The organism is Mycolicibacterium sp. XJ879 (assembly GCF_053483935.1).
This window is the reverse complement of record NZ_JBEFTH010000002.1, coordinates 160,595-179,547: the sequence shown is the minus strand read 5'-3', so window position 1 is coordinate 179,547 and position 18,953 is coordinate 160,595. Positions and strand designations below refer to the sequence as shown.

At 70.2% G+C, this 18,953-nt stretch carries 15 protein-coding genes; 11 read left to right on the top strand and 4 right to left on the bottom strand.

Annotation, left to right across the window (positions count from 1 at the left end; genetic code table 11):
* Positions 1-49: 49 nt before the first annotated feature.
* Entirely contained in the window at positions 50-2,935 is a 2,886-nt protein-coding gene (gene leuS, locus ABQF13_RS04555) for a leucine--tRNA ligase (protein ID WP_448391546.1), read from the bottom strand.
* Positions 2,936-3,112: 177 nt separating this feature from the next.
* Here leuS and ABQF13_RS04550 point away from each other — a divergent pair, with 177 nt between their 5' ends.
* Positions 3,113-4,090 carry an LpqN/LpqT family lipoprotein gene (locus tag ABQF13_RS04550; protein ID WP_448391545.1) on the top strand — a complete coding sequence of 326 codons (978 nt, stop codon included), beginning with the start codon at positions 3,113-3,115 and terminating at the stop codon, positions 4,088-4,090.
* A gap of 77 nt (positions 4,091-4,167) precedes the next feature.
* On the top strand, positions 4,168-4,518 hold the full coding sequence (locus ABQF13_RS04545) for a hypothetical protein (RefSeq protein WP_448391544.1): 351 nt from the start codon (positions 4,168-4,170) through the stop codon (positions 4,516-4,518).
* On the opposite strand, the gene ABQF13_RS04540 is transcribed toward ABQF13_RS04545, so the two are convergent.
* Positions 4,515-5,129 carry a YqgE/AlgH family protein gene (locus tag ABQF13_RS04540; RefSeq protein ID WP_448391543.1) on the bottom strand — a complete coding sequence of 205 codons (615 nt, stop codon included), beginning with the start codon at positions 5,127-5,129 and terminating at the stop codon, positions 4,515-4,517. The genes ABQF13_RS04545 and ABQF13_RS04540 overlap by 4 nt on opposite strands.
* Positions 5,130-5,286: 157 nt before the next feature.
* On the opposite strand from ABQF13_RS04540, the gene ABQF13_RS04535 reads away from it, so the two are divergent.
* Positions 5,287-6,528 (top strand): MFS transporter, encoded by a 1,242-nt coding sequence (locus tag ABQF13_RS04535; RefSeq protein ID WP_448392003.1) that lies wholly within the window; start codon positions 5,287-5,289, stop codon positions 6,526-6,528.
* Positions 6,529-6,533: 5 nt separating this feature from the next.
* Positions 6,534-7,307 (top strand): TIGR03084 family metal-binding protein, encoded by a 774-nt coding sequence (locus ABQF13_RS04530; protein ID WP_448391542.1) that lies wholly within the window; start codon positions 6,534-6,536, stop codon positions 7,305-7,307.
* Positions 7,308-7,313: 6 nt separating this feature from the next.
* Here ABQF13_RS04530 and ABQF13_RS04525 read toward each other — a convergent pair whose 3' ends face one another.
* Both ABQF13_RS04525 and ABQF13_RS04520 read right to left on the bottom strand, forming a co-directional pair.
* The gene (locus ABQF13_RS04525) at positions 7,314-7,808 is read right to left on the bottom strand and encodes a pullulanase (protein ID WP_448392002.1); all 495 of its coding nucleotides are present in this window, start codon (positions 7,806-7,808) and stop codon (positions 7,314-7,316) included.
* Between the two features lie 17 nt (positions 7,809-7,825).
* A complete protein-coding gene (locus ABQF13_RS04520; protein ID WP_448391541.1) occupies positions 7,826-9,265 on the bottom strand; it encodes a CCA tRNA nucleotidyltransferase in 1,440 nt (479 codons plus the stop codon).
* A gap of 85 nt (positions 9,266-9,350) precedes the next feature.
* On the opposite strand from ABQF13_RS04520, the gene ABQF13_RS04515 reads away from it, so the two are divergent.
* The 7 genes from ABQF13_RS04515 (at position 9,351) to trxA (ending at position 18,884) form a co-directional block, all read left to right on the top strand.
* Positions 9,351-10,121, top strand: coding sequence for an NUDIX hydrolase (locus tag ABQF13_RS04515; protein ID WP_448391540.1), 771 nt, complete (start codon positions 9,351-9,353; stop codon positions 10,119-10,121).
* Positions 10,118-12,550 carry a DUF6049 family protein gene (locus ABQF13_RS04510; RefSeq protein ID WP_448391539.1) on the top strand — a complete coding sequence of 811 codons (2,433 nt, stop codon included), beginning with the start codon at positions 10,118-10,120 and terminating at the stop codon, positions 12,548-12,550. Before ABQF13_RS04515 ends, ABQF13_RS04510 begins: the two co-directional genes overlap by 4 nt.
* Positions 12,547-16,200: a murein biosynthesis integral membrane protein MurJ gene (gene murJ, locus ABQF13_RS04505; RefSeq protein WP_448391538.1), complete on the top strand. Its 3,654-nt coding sequence runs from the start codon at positions 12,547-12,549 to the stop codon at positions 16,198-16,200. The genes ABQF13_RS04510 and murJ overlap by 4 nt, the downstream gene beginning before the upstream one ends.
* Positions 16,201-16,264: 64 nt before the next feature.
* A complete protein-coding gene (sigM, locus tag ABQF13_RS04500; RefSeq protein ID WP_448391537.1) occupies positions 16,265-16,834 on the top strand; it encodes an RNA polymerase sigma factor SigM in 570 nt (189 codons plus the stop codon).
* 36 nt (positions 16,835-16,870) lie between these two features.
* Positions 16,871-17,476, top strand: coding sequence for an RsmA family anti-sigma factor (locus tag ABQF13_RS04495; protein WP_448391536.1), 606 nt, complete (start codon positions 16,871-16,873; stop codon positions 17,474-17,476).
* 94 nt (positions 17,477-17,570) lie between these two features.
* A complete protein-coding gene (gene trxB / locus ABQF13_RS04490; RefSeq protein ID WP_448391535.1) occupies positions 17,571-18,542 on the top strand; it encodes a thioredoxin-disulfide reductase in 972 nt (323 codons plus the stop codon).
* 15 nt (positions 18,543-18,557) lie between these two features.
* Complete coding sequence (gene trxA / locus ABQF13_RS04485; RefSeq protein WP_448391534.1) at positions 18,558-18,884, top strand: thioredoxin; 327 nt, start codon at positions 18,558-18,560, stop codon at positions 18,882-18,884.
* Positions 18,885-18,953: the final 69 nt, after the last annotated feature.

Below are 18,953 nucleotides of genomic sequence, written 5' to 3'. Positions count from 1 at the left end.
TTTCGGTGCGCAAACCAGCGTGTACCGATTGTTTGCGCACCGAAATCACTTAGATAACGATGTTGACCAGGCGGCCGGCGACCACGATCACCTTCTTCGGTGTGGCGCCGCCCAGGAACGCCTGCACCTTCTCGTCGGCCAGCGCCGCGGCCTCCATCGCGTCGGCATCTGCGTCGGCAGCGACGGTGATATGCCCGCGCACCTTGCCGTTCACCTGCACCGGATACTCGACGGTGTCCTCGACGAGGTACTGCGGGTCGGCCACCGGGAACGGTCCGTGCGCCAGCGAGGTGTCGTGGCCCAAGCGCCGCCACAGCTCCTCGGCCAGATGGGGCGCCAACGGCGCGAGCATCAGCACCAGCGGTTCCACCGCACCGCGGGCCGTCACCCCTTGTTTGGTCAGGTGATTGGTGTACTCGATCAGCTTGGCCACCGCGGTGTTGTTGCGCAGGTTCGTGTAGTCCTCGGTCACCCCGGCGATCGTGCGGTGCAACAACCGCAGCGTGTCGGTCTCGAGCGCCTGGTGCTCGACGATCTGCAAGGCGCCGCTCTGTTCGTCGACGACGAGACGCCACACCCGTTGCAGGAACCGGTGCGCGCCGACGACGTCCTTGGTGGCCCACGGCCGCGACGCCTCGATCGGCCCCATCGACATCTCGTACACGCGCAATGTGTCCGCGCCGTAGTTGTCGCAGATCTCGTCGGGTGAAACGGAGTTTTTCAGGCTCTTGCCGATTTTGCCGAACTCCTGGTTGACCTCGATCTCGCCGTCGGGACCGTCCCAGTAGAATTTTCCGTCGCGCTCAACGACTTCGGCGGCGGGCACGTACGCGCCGCGGGCATCGGTGTAGGCGTACGCCTGGATGTAGCCCTGGTTGACCAGCCGCCGGTACGGCTCCCGCGAGGTGATGTGGCCGAGGTCGTAGAGCACCTTGTGCCAGAACCGCGCGTACAGCAGATGCAGCACCGCATGCTCCACGCCGCCGACATACAGGTCCACCCCGCCCGGATCGTCCGGCCCGTGCTCGGCAGGCCGCGGGCCCATCCAGTAGGCCTCGTTCTCCTTGTCGCACATCGCCTCCGAGTTGTACGGGTCGGTGTAACGCAACTCGTACCAGGAACTGCCGGCCCACTGCGGCATCACGTTGGTGTCGCGGGTGTAGGGCTTGGGCCCGTCGCCGAGATCCAGTTCGACATGCACCCAGTCGGTCGCCTTGCCCAGCGGCGGCGACGGTTCGCTGTCGGCGTCGTCGGGGTCGAACAGCACCGGCGAATAGTCCGACACATCCGGCAGTTCCACTGGCAGCATCGACTCCGGCAGCGGGTGGGCCCGGCCGTCGGCGTCGTACACGATCGGAAACGGCTCGCCCCAGTATCTTTGGCGCGCAAACAGCCAGTCCCGCAGCTTGTACTCGACGCGCGCCCGACCACGGCCCTCGGCCTCCAGCCGCCGGGTGATCGCCTCCTTGGCGGCATCGACGCTGAGCCCGTTGAGGTAGTCGGAGTTGACCACCTCACCGTCACCGGTGTACGCCCCCTGTGAGATGTCGCCGCCGGCAACGGTTTGCACGATCGGCAGCCCGAATTGTGTGGCGAAGTCCCAGTCGCGCTGGTCGCCGCCGGGCACCGCCATGATCGCGCCGGTGCCGTAGCCGATCAGCACGTAGTCGGCGATGAACACCGGGATCTGTTGACCGTTGGCCGGATTGGTGGCATACGCGCCGAGGAAGACGCCGGTCTTGGACTTGTTCTCCTGGCGCTCCAGATCCGATTTGGCCGCGATGGCCGAGCGGTAAGCGGTGACGGCCTCGCGCGGAGTCGCGGCGCCGTAGGTCCAGCGTTCGTCGACGTCGGCGGGCCACTCCGCGGCGGTCAGCGTGTCGACCAACTCGTGTTCGGGTGCCAGCACCATGTACGTCGCGCCGAACAGGGTGTCCGGACGGGTGGTGAAGACCTCGATGTCGCCGGCGTCCGGGGCCGAATCAACGGCGAAAAACACAGTCGCACCGGTGGAGCGTCCGATCCAGTTGCGCTGCATGGTCTTGACCTTCTCGGGCCAGTCCAGCAGGTCCAGGTCGTCGAGCAGCCGGTCGGAGTACGCGGTGATGCGCATCATCCACTGCCGCAACCGTTTCCGGAACACCGGAAAGTTGCCGCGTTCGCTGCGCCCGTCGGCGGTGACCTCTTCGTTGGCCAGCACCGTGCCCAGACCGGGGCACCAGTTGACCAACGAGTCGGCGTGATACACCAGCCGGTGGGAGTCGACGATGTCGGCGCACTCACCGGCGCTGAGCTGAGACCACGTCCGCTCGTCGTCGAGAGTGCGTGCCCCGGAGGCGAATTCGGCGATCAACTCGTCGATCGGCCTGGCCTTGCCGGCGGCCGGATCGAACCAAGCGTTGTAGATCTGCAGGAAGATCCACTGGGTCCACTTGTAGTAGTCGACGTCGGTGGTCGAGAAGCTGCGGCGCGGGTCGTGGCCGAACCCCAGCCTGCCGAGCTGGCGACGGAAGTTGACGATGTTGGCCTCGGTGCGCGCCCGCGGATGCGTGCCGGTCTGGATCGCATACTGCTCGGCCGGCAGCCCGAACGCGTCAAAGCCCAGCGCGTGCAGCACATTTCGCCCGGCCATCCGGTAGTAGCGGGCGTAAACGTCGGTGGCGATGTAGCCGAGGGGGTGCCCGACGTGCAAGCCCTCACCGGAGGGATAGGGAAACATGTCCTGCACGAACATTTTGTCGTCGGGCACTCGGGCGCCATCGGTGGGCGCGAGTGAACCGACCGGGTTCGGCACGTGGAACGTGGCGGCGTCGGCCCACTGCTGCTGCCAGGCGCGCTCGATCTGCCCGGCGAGCTCCGCGGTGTAGCGGTGCTGCGGGATTTCGGCGCCGGCGTCGGCGGCAGCCGCGGGTTGAGCGGTCGGCGGTTCGGTCACGTGAACAGGGTATAAGCCCGCGGATTTCGTCTGCGTCGGCCACGGGTTGGTATCGGTTGCGTTGCGGACAAGTCAGAACAAGGTTGCAGGTCGGTTCCGGCTCTAGTGGCTAACGCACCGGTGTGGATACAGTCGGCGCCTGGCGTGCACCAAGGCTGTACGGAAGGACCGACCTCAATGATCGAGATCGCCCGCCGCTGGCGGGTTCTGGCTTCAGGAGCCGCCGTCGCGACGGCTGGTGTAGTGGGCCTCGCCGGCACCACCGCCTCCGCCCAGCCGGTGGCTCCGCAACCGCCGATGCCGGCGCCGGCCACTGTGACACAGACGGTTACGGTGACGCCGAACGCCGCGCCGCAGGCCCTCGTTCAACCAGGTGTGAGTTCCGCCACCGGCGTCGCGCAGAACGGGGTCGCCGGACCCGCCGCAGCAGCCGCAGCACCCGTTGCGTCCGCCGCCGCACCCGTCGCGCCCGTCGCAGCACCCGCTCCGTCCCCGCAGATCGCGATCACGCCGGCGGCGTCCGGCACGCTGCGGGAGTTCCTCGAGTCCCAGGGCGTCACGCTCGAACCGCAGCGCAGCGAGGGTTTCACGGCGCTCAACATCGTGCTGCCCCTGCCACGCGGGTGGTCCCATGTGCCCGACCCCAACGTGCCCGACGCGTTCGCGGTGATCGCCGACCGGGTCGGCGGCAACGGCCTGTACACGTCCAACGCCCAGGTGACCGTCTACAAACTCCTCGGTGACTTCGATCCGATCGAGGCCATCAGCCACGGCTTCGTCGACAGCCAGCAACTGCCCGCATGGCGCTCTACCGACGCGTCGTTCGCCAACTTCGGCGGCATGCCGTCGTCGGTCATCGAGGGCACCTACCGGCAACACTCGATGACGCTGAACACGTCGCGGCGCCACGTCATCGCCACCGCAGGCCCGGACCGCTATCTCGTCTCGCTGGCCGTGACCACCAGCATCGACCAGGTGGTGCCCGCCGCGGACGCCACCGACGCCATCGTTCGGGGCTTCAAGGTGAGCGTTCCGGCCCCGGCGGAGCCCCCAGCAGCACCCCCGGCACCGGCACCTGCCGCGCCGGCACCGCCCAGCGCACCGCCGGCGTCGGCGCAGGTGTCACACGCGCTCGCGCACACGGGGCCCAGCTAGGGCTACCGCGATGGACATGTCCCCCGGGCGAAGCCTGGCGCCCGGGGGACGCCATCACGTCTCGTATTGTGTGGCACATGTTGGTCGCCGGAATCCTCTGCCTCTGTGCCGCAGTGGCGTCCGCGGCGGCCGCGCTGTGGCTGCTGAGCCGGCCGCGCTCCGATGACCCCGCGCGGCAGGTGCTGCGCTCGCTGGTGCCCACCCAGTTCGCCGCCGCCGTGATGCTGGCCGTGGGTGGGGCCGTCGCGCTGACCACCGAACCCGGCACCGCGCTGATCGTGACGATCGTGTGCGTGCTCGGCGCCGTCGGCACGGTGGGCGCCGGGTGTTGGCAGAGCGCGAAGAGCCTGGCCCGCGTCGGCGCGGACTCGGCGGCGGCGGGCGTATGCGGCGGCACCTGCGCCACCTGCACGCTGTCCTGCAGCTAGTTGCGGCTGATGTCGATCGGGTGGGTGGCCAACAGCGACCGCGGCAGCGGCTGACGGCGCAGCACCCGCGCCCACAGGTCCACCCGAGGCTCGACCAGAACGTCAGAGGGTAACGCAGACAACACAATCCAGTCGTCGCGCTCGATCTCGCCCTCGAGTTGACCGATCGTCCACCCCGAGTAGCCGGCGAAGATCCGCACGCCCTCGACCGCAGGCGCGATCGAGTCCGGGTCGGCGTCGAGGTCGACCATCGCCATCCGACCCTGCACGTGCCGCAGCCCCGGCGACCTGTCAGCGTCCACTCCGACCCGCATCGTCGCCAGGCACAACGCCGCGTCGCGCTTGACCGGCCCGCCGATGAACATCGTCTTGGGCTTGGTGGCCAGCTTCGCCCATTGCGGCAACACGTTGTACACCGCGGTCTCGCTCGGCCGGTTCAGCACCACCCCCAGCGTGCCGCCGTCGTTGTGCTCGACGATGTAGATGACGCTGCGCCGAAAGGTCGGCTCCAACAGGTCGGTGTTGGCCAGCAGTAGAGTTCCGGCCCGTACCCGATGCGCCGCGGGGGCGACCCCCTCTCTGCGATCCTCCGGCTCCTCCGACTGCGCCACCTATCCATCATGGCACCAGCAACCAAACAACGTGGAGAACAAGCGCGGCCCGCCGCGAGATTTGTACTGTGGGTCCGGTCCCGATCCGCACAACCAGGACGTGATCCCGCTGGCCGACCTTCGCGCACCCATCACCCTGTGGCACTCGGTGCGCGGCATGCCCGAATTCTGGCGGCTGCTCCAACTGCGGCTGGTCAGTCAGTTCGGCGACGGGTTGTTCGCCGCCGCTCTCGCCGGCGCGATCCTGTTCAACCCTCAGCGCGCCGCCGAGCCGTGGGCGATCGCCGGCGCGTTCGCGGTGCTGTTCCTGCCCTACTCGCTGCTCGGCCCGTTCGCCGGTGCGCTGCTGGACCGTTGGGACCGGCGCGTAGTCCTGGTCGGCGCCAACACCGGGCGGCTGCTTCTGGTGTTGGCCGTCGCGGCGCTGCTCGAGTCGGGCGCAGGCGAACTGCCGATCCTGTTCGGCGCGCTGATCGTCAACGGCTTCACCCGGTTCGTCTCCTCGGGCCTGTCGGCGGCGCTGCCGCATGTGGTGCCCAGGGATCAGGTGGTGGCGATGAACTCGGTCGCCGCGGCCACCGGCGCGGTCGCGGCGTTCCTCGGCGCCAACTTCATGCTGTTGCCCCGCTGGCTGTTCGGCGCCGACGACGCCGGTGCCGCAGCAATCATCTTGATCGTCGCCGTTCCGGTGGGGCTGGCGCTGTGGCTGTCGTGGCGCTTCCGGCCGCGGGTCCTCGGTCCCGACGACAGCGCACGCGCCGTGCACGGGTCGGCGTTCTACGCGGTGGCCACCGGGTGGGTGCACGGCGCGCGCACGGTCGCGGCGGTGCCGACGGTGGCCGCGACGCTCACTGGGCTGGCGGCGCACCGAATGGTGTTCGGTATCAACAGCTTGCTGGTGCTGGTGATCGTGCGCCACAGCGACACCCCGGCCGTCGCGGGGCTCGGCACGGCCGTCTTGTTCGTCGCGGCCACCGGTGTTGGATCGTTTCTCGCCGCGCCGGTGACACCGATCGCCGTGCGCCGATGGGGCCGTTACGCCACCGCCAACGGGGCACTGGTATGCGCCGCGCTGATCCAGCTGGCCGGTTCGGGGCTGTGGCTTCCGGTCATGGTGGCGTGCGGTTTCCTGCTCGGGCTGGCGGGTCAGGTGGTAAAGCTGTGCGCCGACAACGCCATGCAACTCGATGTCGACGACGCGCTGCGCGGACACGTGTTCACCGTGCAGGACTCGCTGTTCTGGGTATCGTTCATCGCGGCGATCGCGTTGTCGGCCATGGTGATTCCGCCAGACGGGCGCCAACCCGCGCTGGCGCTGGCCGGCGTCGGCGTCTACCTGGTCGGGTTGGTCGCCCACGCCGTGATCGGCCGACGGGACCGGCCGGTGGCGATACAGTGACCGCCATGTCTGCTGCCGCGCCGATGGTCGCCGATCTGCGAGCCGAGAGCGACGAGCTCGACGCGCTGGTGGCCGACCTCGCACCGGAGCGCTGGACGACACCGACGCCGGCGCCCGGCTGGAGCATCGCCCATCAGATCGCGCACCTGCTGTGGACCGACCGTGTCGCGCTCACCGCCGTGACCGACGAGGACGCGTTCGCGGCCGTGCTGGCCGAGGCGGGCAAGGATCCGGCCGGCTTCGTCGACGCGGGCGCCGAGGAACTGGCCGCCACACCGCCGCAGCACCTGCTGGCCGACTGGCGCGACACCCGCAGCCGGTTGCACGACGAACTGCTTGCGGTGGTCGACGGCCGCAAGCTGCCGTGGTTCGGGCCGCCGATGAGCGCCGCGTCGATGGCGACCGCGCGGCTGATGGAGACCTGGGCGCACGGCCTCGACGTCGCCGACGCGCTCGGGGTGCGACGGCCGGCCACCGCGCGGCTGCGCTCGATCGCCCACATCGGGGTGCGCACCCGCGACTTCGCGTTCACGGTCAACGGGCTTGCGCCGCCGCAGGATCCGTTCTTCGTGCAGTTGCGGGCGCCCGACGGGTCGACGTGGTCGTGGGGGCCCGAGGATGCGGCGCAGCGGGTCACCGGTTCGGCCGAGGACTTCTGTCTGCTGGTCACCCAGCGCCGGCCACGCGCCGAACTGGACGTCTCGGCCACCGGTGACGACGCGGAGACCTGGTTGGGCATCGCCCAGGCTTTCGCCGGGCCGCCGGGCCCGGGCCGCTGACGCGCGTCACGACAGCTCGTCGGCGCCGTCGGCCTTACCGTCCCCGTCGGCGTCGGACAGCTTCACATCCCAGCGGCCGTCGCCGTCGGCGTCCACGTACGCGTCGGCCTCACCGAGCGCCCGGTCGGCCAGGCCGTCCCCGTCGGCGTCGGACAGCCGGTCGTCGAGTTGGCCGTCCCCGTCGATGTCGACCATCGGCCCGCCGAACTGTTCGGTGCCGTCGAGCCGGAACCACCGCAAACCCCGGTCCACGGCCACCGCCCAGGTGCCGGTGCCGTCGTCGGTGAAATACGCGAGCGCGGCGTCATCAGGGGAGGCGTCGCGCACCAAATGCTCGGCGAGGCCGTCGCCGTCGAGGTCAGCCATCGCGTCGTCGCGCAGCCCGTCACCGTCGAAATCCAGCCCGACCGCGTCGAACACACCGTCGCCGTCCACGTCGACATCGGGCGCCGCGGTCCACATGGTGGCCGAACCGTCCCCGTCGCCAAGGCAGTAGTCCATATCCTTTCGACGCAGCACTACTGTCTGGCGTTCCACCACTTCCACAACTCGTCGACGGCCTCGTCGTGCGACAGCGGCCCGCGCTCCAGCCGCAGCTCCTTGAGCTGGCGCCAGGCTTCACCGACCTCCGGACCCGGGGGTATACCGAGAATCGACATGATCTCGTTGCCGTCGAGGTCGGGCCGCACCCTGGCCAGATCCTCCTTCTCGGCCAGCTCGGCGATCCGCTGCTCGAGGTCGTCGTAGTTGGCCTGCAGTCGCGCGGCGCGACGCTTGTTGCGGGTGGTGCAGTCCGCGCGCACCAGCTTGTGCAGCCGCGGCAGCAGATGCCCCGCGTCGGTGACGTAGCGGCGCACCGCCGAGTCGGTCCAGCGCCCGCCGCCGTAGCCGTGGAACCGCAGGTGCAGGTACACCAGCTGGGACACGTCCTCGATCATCTGCTTGGAGTACTTCAGCGCCCGCATACGTTTGCGCACCATCTTGGCCCCGACCACCTCGTGGTGGTGAAAGCTCACCCCGCCGTCGGGTTCGAGCTTGCGGGTCGCCGGCTTGCCGATGTCGTGCAGCAGCGCCGCCCACCGCAACACCAGGTCCTGCCCCCCGGGACCCTCCAGCGCGATCGCCTGCCGCAGCACGGTCAGCGAATGCCAGTAGACGTCCTTGTGCTGATGGTGCTCGTCGATGGCCATGCGCATCGCCCCGACCTCGGGCAGCACCACCTCGCCGAGACCGGTCTGCACCATCAGGTCGATACCGGCTACCGGGTCGGCGCCCAGCAGCAGCTTGTCGAGTTCGGCGGCCACCCGCTCGACGGTGATCCGGCCCAGCTGCGGCGCCATCTCCACAAGCGCCTCGATGACCCGCGGCGCGACGGTGAACTGCAGCTGGGAGACGAACCGCGCCGCGCGCAGCATCCGCAGCGGGTCGTCACCGAACGACGTCTCCGGCGCCGACGGGGTGTCGAGCACCCGTTCGCGCAGCGCCGCCAGCCCGCCCAGCGGGTCGTGGAATTCAGCAGCACCTTCGGCGGTGACGCGTACCGCCATCGCGTTGACGGTGAAATCGCGGCGCACCAGGTCGTCTTCGAGCCGGTCGCCGAACCGCACCTCGGGGTTACGCGACACCTGGTCGTAGGTGTCGGCGCGAAACGTCGTGATCTCCAGGCGGTGGCCGTCCTTGCCGACCCCGAGCGTGCCGAACTCGATCCCGGTGTCCCACAGCGCGTCGGCCCACGGCCGCAGGAGCTTCTGCATCTGCTCGGGGCGGGCGTCGGTGGTGAAGTCCAGATCCCCGCGGCTCTCCCCCAGCAACGCATCACGCACGCTGCCGCCGACGAGGTACAGCTCATGACCCGCGGCAGCAAAAAGCTTGCCGACGTCGGCGAGCAGGTCGCGATGGCGGTTCAGCGTGACTTGCGCAGCGGCAAGCAGTTCGGCGTCGGAAGCTGATTCGGGCACGTTCGGACAGCATAATGTGCAACGGCTCTGTCACGACCGGTGAGTGCGGCCGGGGCGAAACTCTGTGGCAGCTACTATCGCTTGGGTGTCGGACGGCGAACAGGCCAAACCTCGACGGCGCCGCGGGCGACGTCGGGGCCGTCGTGCTGCCGGCCCGCCGGACGCCGCATCCCCGGCCCCCGACGCTGCCCAGCTGCGCACCAACAACGCCGGCAACGGACAACGCAAGGCTCAGAAGTCGCGTCCGCGCCGGCCTCCGGACCGGCTGCGCACCGTGCACGAGACGTCCGCCGGTGGCCTGGTCATCGACGGTATCGACGGTCCGAAGGACCGGCAGGTCGCAGCGCTGATCGGGCGCATCGACCGGCGCGGCCGGATGCTGTGGTCGCTGCCCAAGGGCCACATCGAACTCGGCGAGACCGCCGAACAGACCGCGATCCGTGAGGTCGCCGAGGAGACCGGAATTCAGGGCAGCGTGCTGGCCGCGCTCGGCAGCATCGACTACTGGTTCGTCACCGAGGGCCGCCGGGTGCACAAGACCGTGCACCACTATTTGATGCGGTTCCTCGACGGCGAACTGTCCGACGAGGACATCGAGGTCACCGAGGTGGCGTGGGTGCCGTTCAAGGAACTGCCGGCGCGGCTGGCCTACGCCGACGAACGCCGGCTGGCCGAGGTGGCCGGCGAGTTGATCGACCGGCTGCATACCGACGGCCCCGCCGCGTTGCCACCGCTGCCGCGGATGGCGCCGCGACGACGGCCGCAGACACATTCGCACACCCGCAACCGTCGTCCTGACGAGCGCGCGCAACCTCAGCCCGGCCGGCGGACGAACGGCTGCGGACAGGGTCCGTGACGCGCACCGCGGCGGTGCCACGTGAGCGCACCCCGGCGGTGCTCCGCCTGTGCAGTGCCGTCCTGCTGCTGGTGCTGGTGGCCGCCCCAGTCGCGTTGCCCCGCGCCGCCGCCGCCGAGCCCGGCTCGACGCAGTTCTTGTCGGTGCAGATCGACCGGGTCACCCCGGAGGTGGTGACCACCACCAGCGAACCCACGGTCACCGTCACCGGAACGGTGCGCAACGTCGGTGACCGCCCGGTGCGCGACGTGGTGGTGCGCCTCGAGGACGCCGCCGCGGTGACGTCGTCGCCCGGGTTGCGCACCAACCTCGCCGGCAACGTCGACCAGTTCGATCCCGTCGGGGATTTCGTCACGCTGACCCCGGAACTGCAACGCGGCGAACAGGTTCCGTTCGAGCTGTCCTATCCCCTGCGGTCGTCGCAGCAGCCGTCGCTGGGCATCGACGAGCCCGGGGTGTACCCGGTGATGGTCAACGTCAACGGCACCCCGGACTACGGTGCCCCGGCGCGGCTCGACGACTCGAGGTTCCTGCTGCCGGTGCTGGGGGTGCCGCCCGATACGACGGCCGACTCGGTGGCCGACACGTTGACCTCGGTGGTGGCGCCCGACACCTCCAACCCGGTGCGGCTGACTCTGCTGTGGCCGATCGCCGACGAACCACGGCTGGCCGCGGGAGCCCCGGGCGGCACCACCCCGGTCCGGTTGATCGACGACGACCTGGCCACGTCGTTGGCCCCGGGCGGACGGTTGGACACCATGCTGTCGGCGATCGAATTCGCCACCAGCCCCGAGGTCGACCCCGACGGGCAGATGCGCGCCACGGCCTGCCTGGCCGTTGACCCCGACTTGCTGGTCACCGTCAACGCGATGACGGGCGGCTACGTCGTCAACACCGGCCCCGACGCCGGCCCGGGCACCCCTACCCGGCCCGGCACCGGCCAGGAGGCGGCGGTGGCCTGGCTCAACCGGCTTAAGGCGCTGGCGCAGCGGCTGTGTGTCGCACCGACGACCTACGCCCAGGCGGATCTGGACGCGCTGCACCGCGTCGGCGATCCCGGGCTCACTGCGATCGCCACCCGCACCGCCGCCGACATCGTCGACCAGTTGCTCGGCATCACCTCGCTACGGGGTGTGGCCCTGTTCGCCGACGGACCGCTGACCGGCCCGGCGGTGCGACTGCTGTCGGCCCTGGGCCCACACCCGGAGGGTAGGGGAGGCCGCACGGTCGCCGTCGCGGCGGCCGACCGCGACGACGGGTCGGGCACCGGTACGGCGGCGCCGCCGGAACTGACGCCGCAGCGCTACACGCCGCAGCTGGTCTCCGCGCCGTTCGACCCGGCCGTCGGCGCCGCGCTGGCGGGCGCGGGTACCGACCCGGTGTCGCCGGCGTATCTCGATCCGTCGCTGGAGATCGCGGTGCAGGACGAGTCGGCGGTGGCGCGGCGGCTGTCCGCGCTGGGGGCGCTGTTGTGGCGGGGTTTGACCCCGGAGACCACGCCGCGCACCGAGATCTTGATGCCCCCGCTGAACTGGAGCCTGCAACCGGCCGACGCGCAGGCCATGCTCACCACGGTGGCCACCGCGATCAACGCCGGGCTGGCCGAACCGCGGCCGCTGCCCGCGGTGATCGGCGACGGCGACGCGATCCCGCCGCAACCGCACGCCGGCCTGCCCGACGACGACCTCGGCAACCCGCGCGCCCGCTTCGACGACGCGGTGGTGTCGGGCATCGCCGCGGTCACCGGACGGTTGTGGGGGCTGACGGCGGCGCTGACCGCCGATATGCGCACCGGTCTCACCGGGCTGGGCTACACCGCGCCGCTGCGCGAGGACATGCTGCGCGCGCTGAGCCAGTCGGTCCCGCCGGCCGCGCGCAACGGGTTGGCGCAGCAGCGGTTGACGACGGTTGGGCGCACGGTCGAGGACATGTTCCACGCCGTCACCATCGTCAACCCCGGCGGCTCCTACACCTTGGCGACCGAGCGCAGCCCGCTGCCGCTGGCCCTGCGCAACGATCTGCCGGTGCCGATCCGGGTGCGGCTCGACATCGACCCGCCGCCCGGGATGACGGTCACCGATATGGGGGTGATCGAGCTGCCGCCCGGCTACCTGCCGGTGCGGGTGCCGATCGAGGTGCACTTCACCCAGCGCGTGGCCGTCGACGTCGCGCTGCGCACCGCCGACGGGCTTCCGCTCGGTGAGCAGGTGCGGCTGTCGGTGCACTCCAACGCCTACGGTCAGGTGCTGTTCATCATCACGCTGTCGGCGGCCGCCGTGCTGGTGTTGTTGGCCGGGCGCCGGCTGTGGCACCGATTCCGCGGCCAGCCCGACCGTGCTGATTTGGATGCCGACCCCCACCGCCCGGATCCGCTCGACGTCGCGCTGCACTACGACGACGCCCGCAGCCGCGCAAGCGAGGAGAGGTGAACAACCCGGGGGCGCCGCCGTCGCGCAGAGCGGTGCGCCAACCCCCGCCCCGGCTGCCCCGCGGGCCCGCCCCCAGCCGAGGTGCGGGCCGACCTGAGCTCACCGACGCCGCGGTGGTGTCGCGGTCGTGGGGTATGGCGGTGGCGACGCTGGTCAGCCGGCTCACCGGGTTCGCCCGCATCGTGTTGCTGGCCACGATCCTGGGTGCCGCGCTGTCGAGTGCGTTCTCGGTGGCCTACCAGCTGCCCAACCTGATCGCCGCGCTGGTGCTGGAGGCGACGTTCACCGCGATCTTCGTGCCGGTGCTGGCGCGCGCCGAGCGCGACGACCCCGACGGCGGAACGGCTTTCGTGCGCCGCCTGGTCACGTTGGCGACCATCCTGTTGTTGATCACGACGGTCATCTCGGTGACGGCCGCACCGCTGCTGGTCGACCTGATGCTGGGCAGCCAACCCGAGGTGAACCGTGATCTGACAACGGCTTTCGCCTATCTCCTGCTGCCTCAGGTGCTGTTCTACGGGTTGTCTTCGGTGTTCATGGCGATCCTCAACACCCGCAACGTGTTCGGGCCGCCTGCCTGGGCGCCGGTCTGCAACAACCTGGTGGCGCTGGCCACGCTCGGCCTGTATGTAGCTGTGCCGGGCGAACTTTCGCTTGACCCGGTGCGGATGGGTAACCCGAAGCTGCTGGTGCTGGGCATCGGTATGACGTTGGGCACGGTCACCCAGGTGGTGGTCCTGCTGTTGGCGATCCGCCGCGAACGGATCAGCCTGCGCCCGCTGCTGGGCATCGACGACCGGGTGAAGCAGTTCGGCGCGATGGCGGCGGCGATGCTGCTCTACGTGATGATCAGCCAGATCGGATTGATAGTCGGAAACCGGATCGCCGCCGGCGCAGCGGCTTCCGGGCCCGCCATCTACAACTACACATGGCTGGTGCTGCAGCTGCCGTTCGGCATCATCGGGGTGACGGTGCTGACCGTGGTGATGCCGCGGTTGAGCCGCAACGCCGCCGCCAACGACGGCCCCGCGGTGCTGGCCGACCTGTCGCTGGCCACCCGGTTGACGATGGTGACGCTGATCCCCATCGTCGCGATGACCACGGTCGGTGGCCCGGCGATCGGCAGCGCGTTGTTCGCGTACGGCAATTTCGGTGACGTCGACGCCGGCTACCTCGGGATGGCGCTGACCCTCTCGGCATTCACCCTGATCCCGTATGCCCTTGTGTTGCTGCAACTTCGGGTGTTCTACGCCCGTCAGCAGCCGTGGATACCGATCGTGTTGATCGTGGTCATCACCACGGTCAAGATCATCGGCTCCTTGCTTGCCCCGTACGTGACCGACGACCCCGACCTGGTCGCCGGCTATCTCGGCACGGCGAACGGGTTGGGTTTCCTGGCCGGCGCCACCGTCGGCTACTTCCTGTTGCGCGCCGCCCTGGACCCGCCCGGCGGGCGGCTGATCAGCCTGCAGGTCGTGCGCAGCATCCTGGTGACGATCGCGGCGTCCCTGCTGGCCGGGCTGATCGCACACGTCGCCGACCAGCTGCTCGGCCTCGAAGACCTCACCCGCAACTGGGGTGGGGCGGGATCGTTGCTGCGGCTGCTGGCGCTGGGGCTGATCATGGTGCCGATCATCGTGGCCGTCCTGCTGGCCGCGCGGGTTCCCGACGCGCTGGCCGCGTTGGCGTTCGTCCGCCGCCGCCTCGGCGGGCGCACCCCGGCACCGCCGGTGCCCGACAAGCCACCGACACGTGGACCACTCACGTACCCTCAACAGAGGAATTCGTTCGCGTCGGGGGGCCGACCCAACCGGTCTGACGTCCGCCGCGAACCCCCGGATGCGTTTGCCGGGGACGGAATGCCGAAAGGACCAGCGGTGAGCGACGAACCCGCAGGCGGCACCACGCCCATTCCCGACACCTCCGCCACCACCAAGATTCCGCGGTCGCGGCCGGAGGATTTCCAGCCCGACGTGGCCGCCGACGACTTCCAGCCCGACGTCGCGGCCCAGGAGGAGACCACAGAGCTCGCCGCCGAGCGCACCGCGGGCCCGGCGCGCGCACCGGTGTCGGGTCGGCCCCCGGCCGACTACGGCGGCGACCCGACCCGTGAGCCGGTCGCCTTCGACCCGCCGCGGGAGCCCCCGATCGAGGCGGCCACCTCCGACGAGGACGTACATCTGGTTCCCGGCGCCCTGATCGCCGGCGGCCGTTACCGGCTGCTGGTGTTCCACGGCGGTCCGCCCAACCTGCAGTTCTGGCAGGCGCTGGACACCGCGCTGGACCGGCAGGTCGCGCTGACCTTCGTCGACCCCGACGCGACGCTGCCCGACGAGCAGTTGCGGGAGATCCTGTCGCGCACGCTCAAGCTCAGCCGGCTGGAGATGCCCGGGGTGGCCCGGGTGCTGGACGTGGCCAACACCGGCTCGGGCGGGTTGGTGGTCTCGGAGTGGATCCGCGGCGGCTCGCTGGCGGAGGTGGCCGACACGTCACCGTCGCCGATCGGCGGCGCTCGGGCCATCCAGTCGCTGGCGGCGGCCGCCGAGGCGGCGCACCGTTCCGGTGTGGCGCTGTCGATCGACCATCCCAACCGGGTGCGGGTGAGCATCGAGGGCGATGTGGCGCTGGCCTTCCCCGCGACGCTGCCCGACGCCAACCCCGAAGACGACATTCGCGGTATCGGCGCGGCGCTGTATGCGCTGCTGATCAACCGGTGGCCGCTGCCCGAGTCTGGGGTCCGCAGCGGCCTGGCGCCCGCCGACCTCGACCCCGCCGGCCAGCCCGTCGAACCGCGTGCGGTCGACCGCCAGATCCCGTTCCAGATTTCGGCGGCCGCGGCGCGGGCCGTGCAGGAAGGCGGCGGCATCCGCAGCGCCCCGACCCTGCTGAACCTGTTGCAGCAGGCCACCGCCATCGCCGACCGCACCGAGGTCATCTCCCCCGTCGAGGAAACCGCGCCGCCGTCGGCGTCGGCCACCGCGGCCGGGTCCACCGACGATCCGGAGATCGTGGCGCGCCGGCGTAAGGGGTTGATGGTCGGTCTGGCCGTCGGCGCCGTGATCATCGTAGTGGCGCTGGTGGTGCTGGGCTCGGTGCTGAGCAGCATCTTCGGTGACGTCGGAGGCGGCCTCGGCGGTGACCGGTTGGGGCTCAACGCGCCGACCACCGCCCAGGACGAAGAGAGCCCCGCGGCCAGCGGAGGGACGGTGAAACCCGTTTCGGCGACCGTCTTTTCACCCGAGGGCGAGGCCGACGCGCCGGCGCTGGCCGGTCTCGCCATCGACGGCGACCCCAGCACGGTGTGGCCCATCGACACCTACACCGACGCGGTGCCGTTCCCGAACTTCAAGAACGGTGTCGGGTTGATCCTGCGGTTGCCGCAGCCCACCACGGTCGGCGCGGTCACCGTCGACCTGAACAGCACCGGCACCGAGATCGAGATCCGCTCGGCGTCCACGTCGACACCGTCGTCGCTGGCCGACACCACGGTGCTGACCCCGGCGACCCCGGTCAAGCCGGGCGAGAACACCATCGAGGTGGACGACGCGTCACCGACGTCGAACCTGCTCATCTGGGTGTCCAAGCTGGGTCAGGTCAACGGGGAGAGCCGCTCGGACATCGCCGAGATCACCGTCAAGGCGGCCGAGTAGCGGCTATCCCCAGCCGGGCAAAGATGTGTCATCCGGTGCCCCCGGCGCCGTTTAGTGTTCGGCTGTGGGGAGCTTCGACGGGCCGGCCGGACACCATCGCAGCGACGCGGACCTGCTGGCCGCCCACGTCGCCGGTGACCGCTACGCCTTCGAGGAGTTGTTCTACCGCCACCACCGTCAGCTGTACCGGCTCGCCCACCTCACCAGCCGCAACCCCGACGACGCCGCCGACGCGTTGCAGGATGCGATGCTGTCCGCGCACCGCAGGGCACGCACGTTTCGTTACGACTGCGCGGTGAGCAGCTGGCTGTATCGCATCGTCGTCAACGCGTGTCTGGACCGGTTGCGCCGCAACAAGTCTCACGACACCACTGCGCTGCCCGACGACGAGTTCGCCATCGGCGATCCGACGTCGTTGGTGGACACCACCATCGTGGTGGAGCGCGCGCTGATGCGGCTGCCGGTCGAGCAGCGCGCCGCGGTGGTCGCCGTCGACATGCAGGGCTATTCGGTGGCCGAGACCGCCGGTCTCCTCGGTGTGCCCGAGGGCACGGTGAAGAGCCGCTGCGCCCGCGCGCGCACCAAGCTGGCCGAGGCGCTCGACTGCTTCGACAGCAGCGCGGGCGCACGCTGACCCCACGCTCGCGCCCGGTGGTACAGACTGACAGCGATGGACCACGACGACGAGCTCGACCCGGCGTCGGCGCGGGTGCGCGCGGAACTCGCCCGGCTGGGCGCGGACGACGCGTCGGCTCCCGAGGTGCCCGGCGCGGTCACCGCCCGCATCGGCGCCGCGCTGCGGGCCGCCAGCCCCGCCCAGTCCCAAAGCCCGGCGCACTCGGTGCGCCGACCGCGGTTCGGGCGGTGGCAACTACTCGGCCTGATCGCCGGGGTCGGCGCCGCGTTGGCAGGCGGCGTCATCGGCGTCGTGATGCTCTCGGCTGACGGTCCCCCGCCCCGGCCCGATACCGGGCCGACGGCGCGCAGCATTACGGTGACCCAGCACGTCGTACCGCTGCCCGACGCCGAGATCCTGGCGTTGCTCGACGGGGCGCCGGACTACGGCCCGCTGACCGATGCGCCGCGGCGCACCTGGTGTCTGGACCGGCTGGGCTATTCAGGGGTGACGCCGCTGGGCGCGCGGCCCGTCGACATCGCGGGCCGGTCCGGGGTGCTGCTGCTGGTGCCCGGCCACACCGACGACGCGCTGGTCGCGCTGGTGGCGCCACCCGACTGCACCGGCCTGTTGGCTCACACCGTGCTTCGGCGTCCGTAACCTGTGCGGCAGGCCTGGCGAGCCACGTTGGGAACACCTGGGCTTAGGCTGGTGTTTGTACTCGTGCCGTCCCTTTTCCGGCAGAAAGGCGCTCATGACCTCGACATCCCCGGTGCATGACGTAATCGTCATCGGATCCGGCCCGGCCGGCTACACCGCCGCCGTCTACGCGGCGCGTGCGCAGCTGTCCCCGCTGGTGTTCGAAGGCAGCCAGTTCGGCGGCGCCCTGATGACCACGACCGAGGTGGAGAACTATCCCGGCTTCCGTGACGGCATCACCGGCCCGGAACTGATGGACGAGATGCGGGAACAGGCCCTGCGCTTCGGCGCCGACCTGCGCATGGAGGACGTGGACGCGGTGTCGCTGGACGGTGCGATCAAGACGGTCACCGTCGGCGACGAAACCCACCGGGCGCGCGCGGTGATCCTCGCGATGGGCGCGGCAGCACGCCACCTCGGCGTTCCCGGTGAGGAGGCGCTGATCGGGATGGGGGTGAGCACCTGCGCGACCTGCGACGGCTTCTTCTTCCGCGACGAGGACATCGTGGTCGTCGGCGGCGGCGACTCGGCCATGGAGGAGGCCACCTTCCTCACCCGGTTCGCGCGCAGCGTGACCATCGTGCACCGCCGCGACGAGTTCCGCGCCTCGCGAATCATGCTCGAGCGGGCCAGGGCCAACGAGAAGATCACCTTTGTCACCAACACCGAGGTCCTCGAGGTCGAGGGCAACCCCAAGGTCAGCGGCGTGCGGCTACGCAACACCGGCACCGGCGAGGAGTCCAAGCTCGCGGTGACGGGTGTGTTCGTCGCGATCGGCCACGATCCGCGCTCGGAACTGGTGCGGGGCCAGGTGCACCTCGACGAGGACGGCTACGTGCTGACCCAGGGCCGCACCACCCATACCTCCGTTGACGGCGTGTTCGCCGCGGGCGACCTCGTCGACCGCGTCTACCGGCAAGCCATCACCGCGGCGGGCAGCGGCTGTTCGGCCGCCATCGACGCCGAGCGTTGGCTGGCCGAAATCGGTTCTGCCCCAGCCGATGAAGAGACATCCACCCCTGCTTGATTGGAGTACGTTGCGATGGCTGGAAGCACCGTCGAAGTGACCGACAACTCGTTTTCCACCGATGTGCTGTCCAGCAGCACCCCGGTGCTGGTCGACTTCTGGGCAACGTGGTGCGGCCCGTGCAAGATGGTCGCGCCGGTGCTCGAGGAGATCGCCGCCGAGAAGGCCGGTCAACTCACCGTCGCCAAGCTCGACGTCGACGCCAACCCGGCAACCGCCCGTGACTTTCAGGTGGTGTCGATCCCCACCTTGATCCTGTTCAAGGATGGCGCACCGGTGAAACGCATCGTCGGGGCAAAAGGCAAGGCAGCGCTGTTGCGCGAGCTCGCCGACGTGGTCTGACGCCGGATTGCCTGGCGGACACCCGCCTGGCGTTTTCTCGAATCCCGCCGGTGTCTGAGACAATGCTGG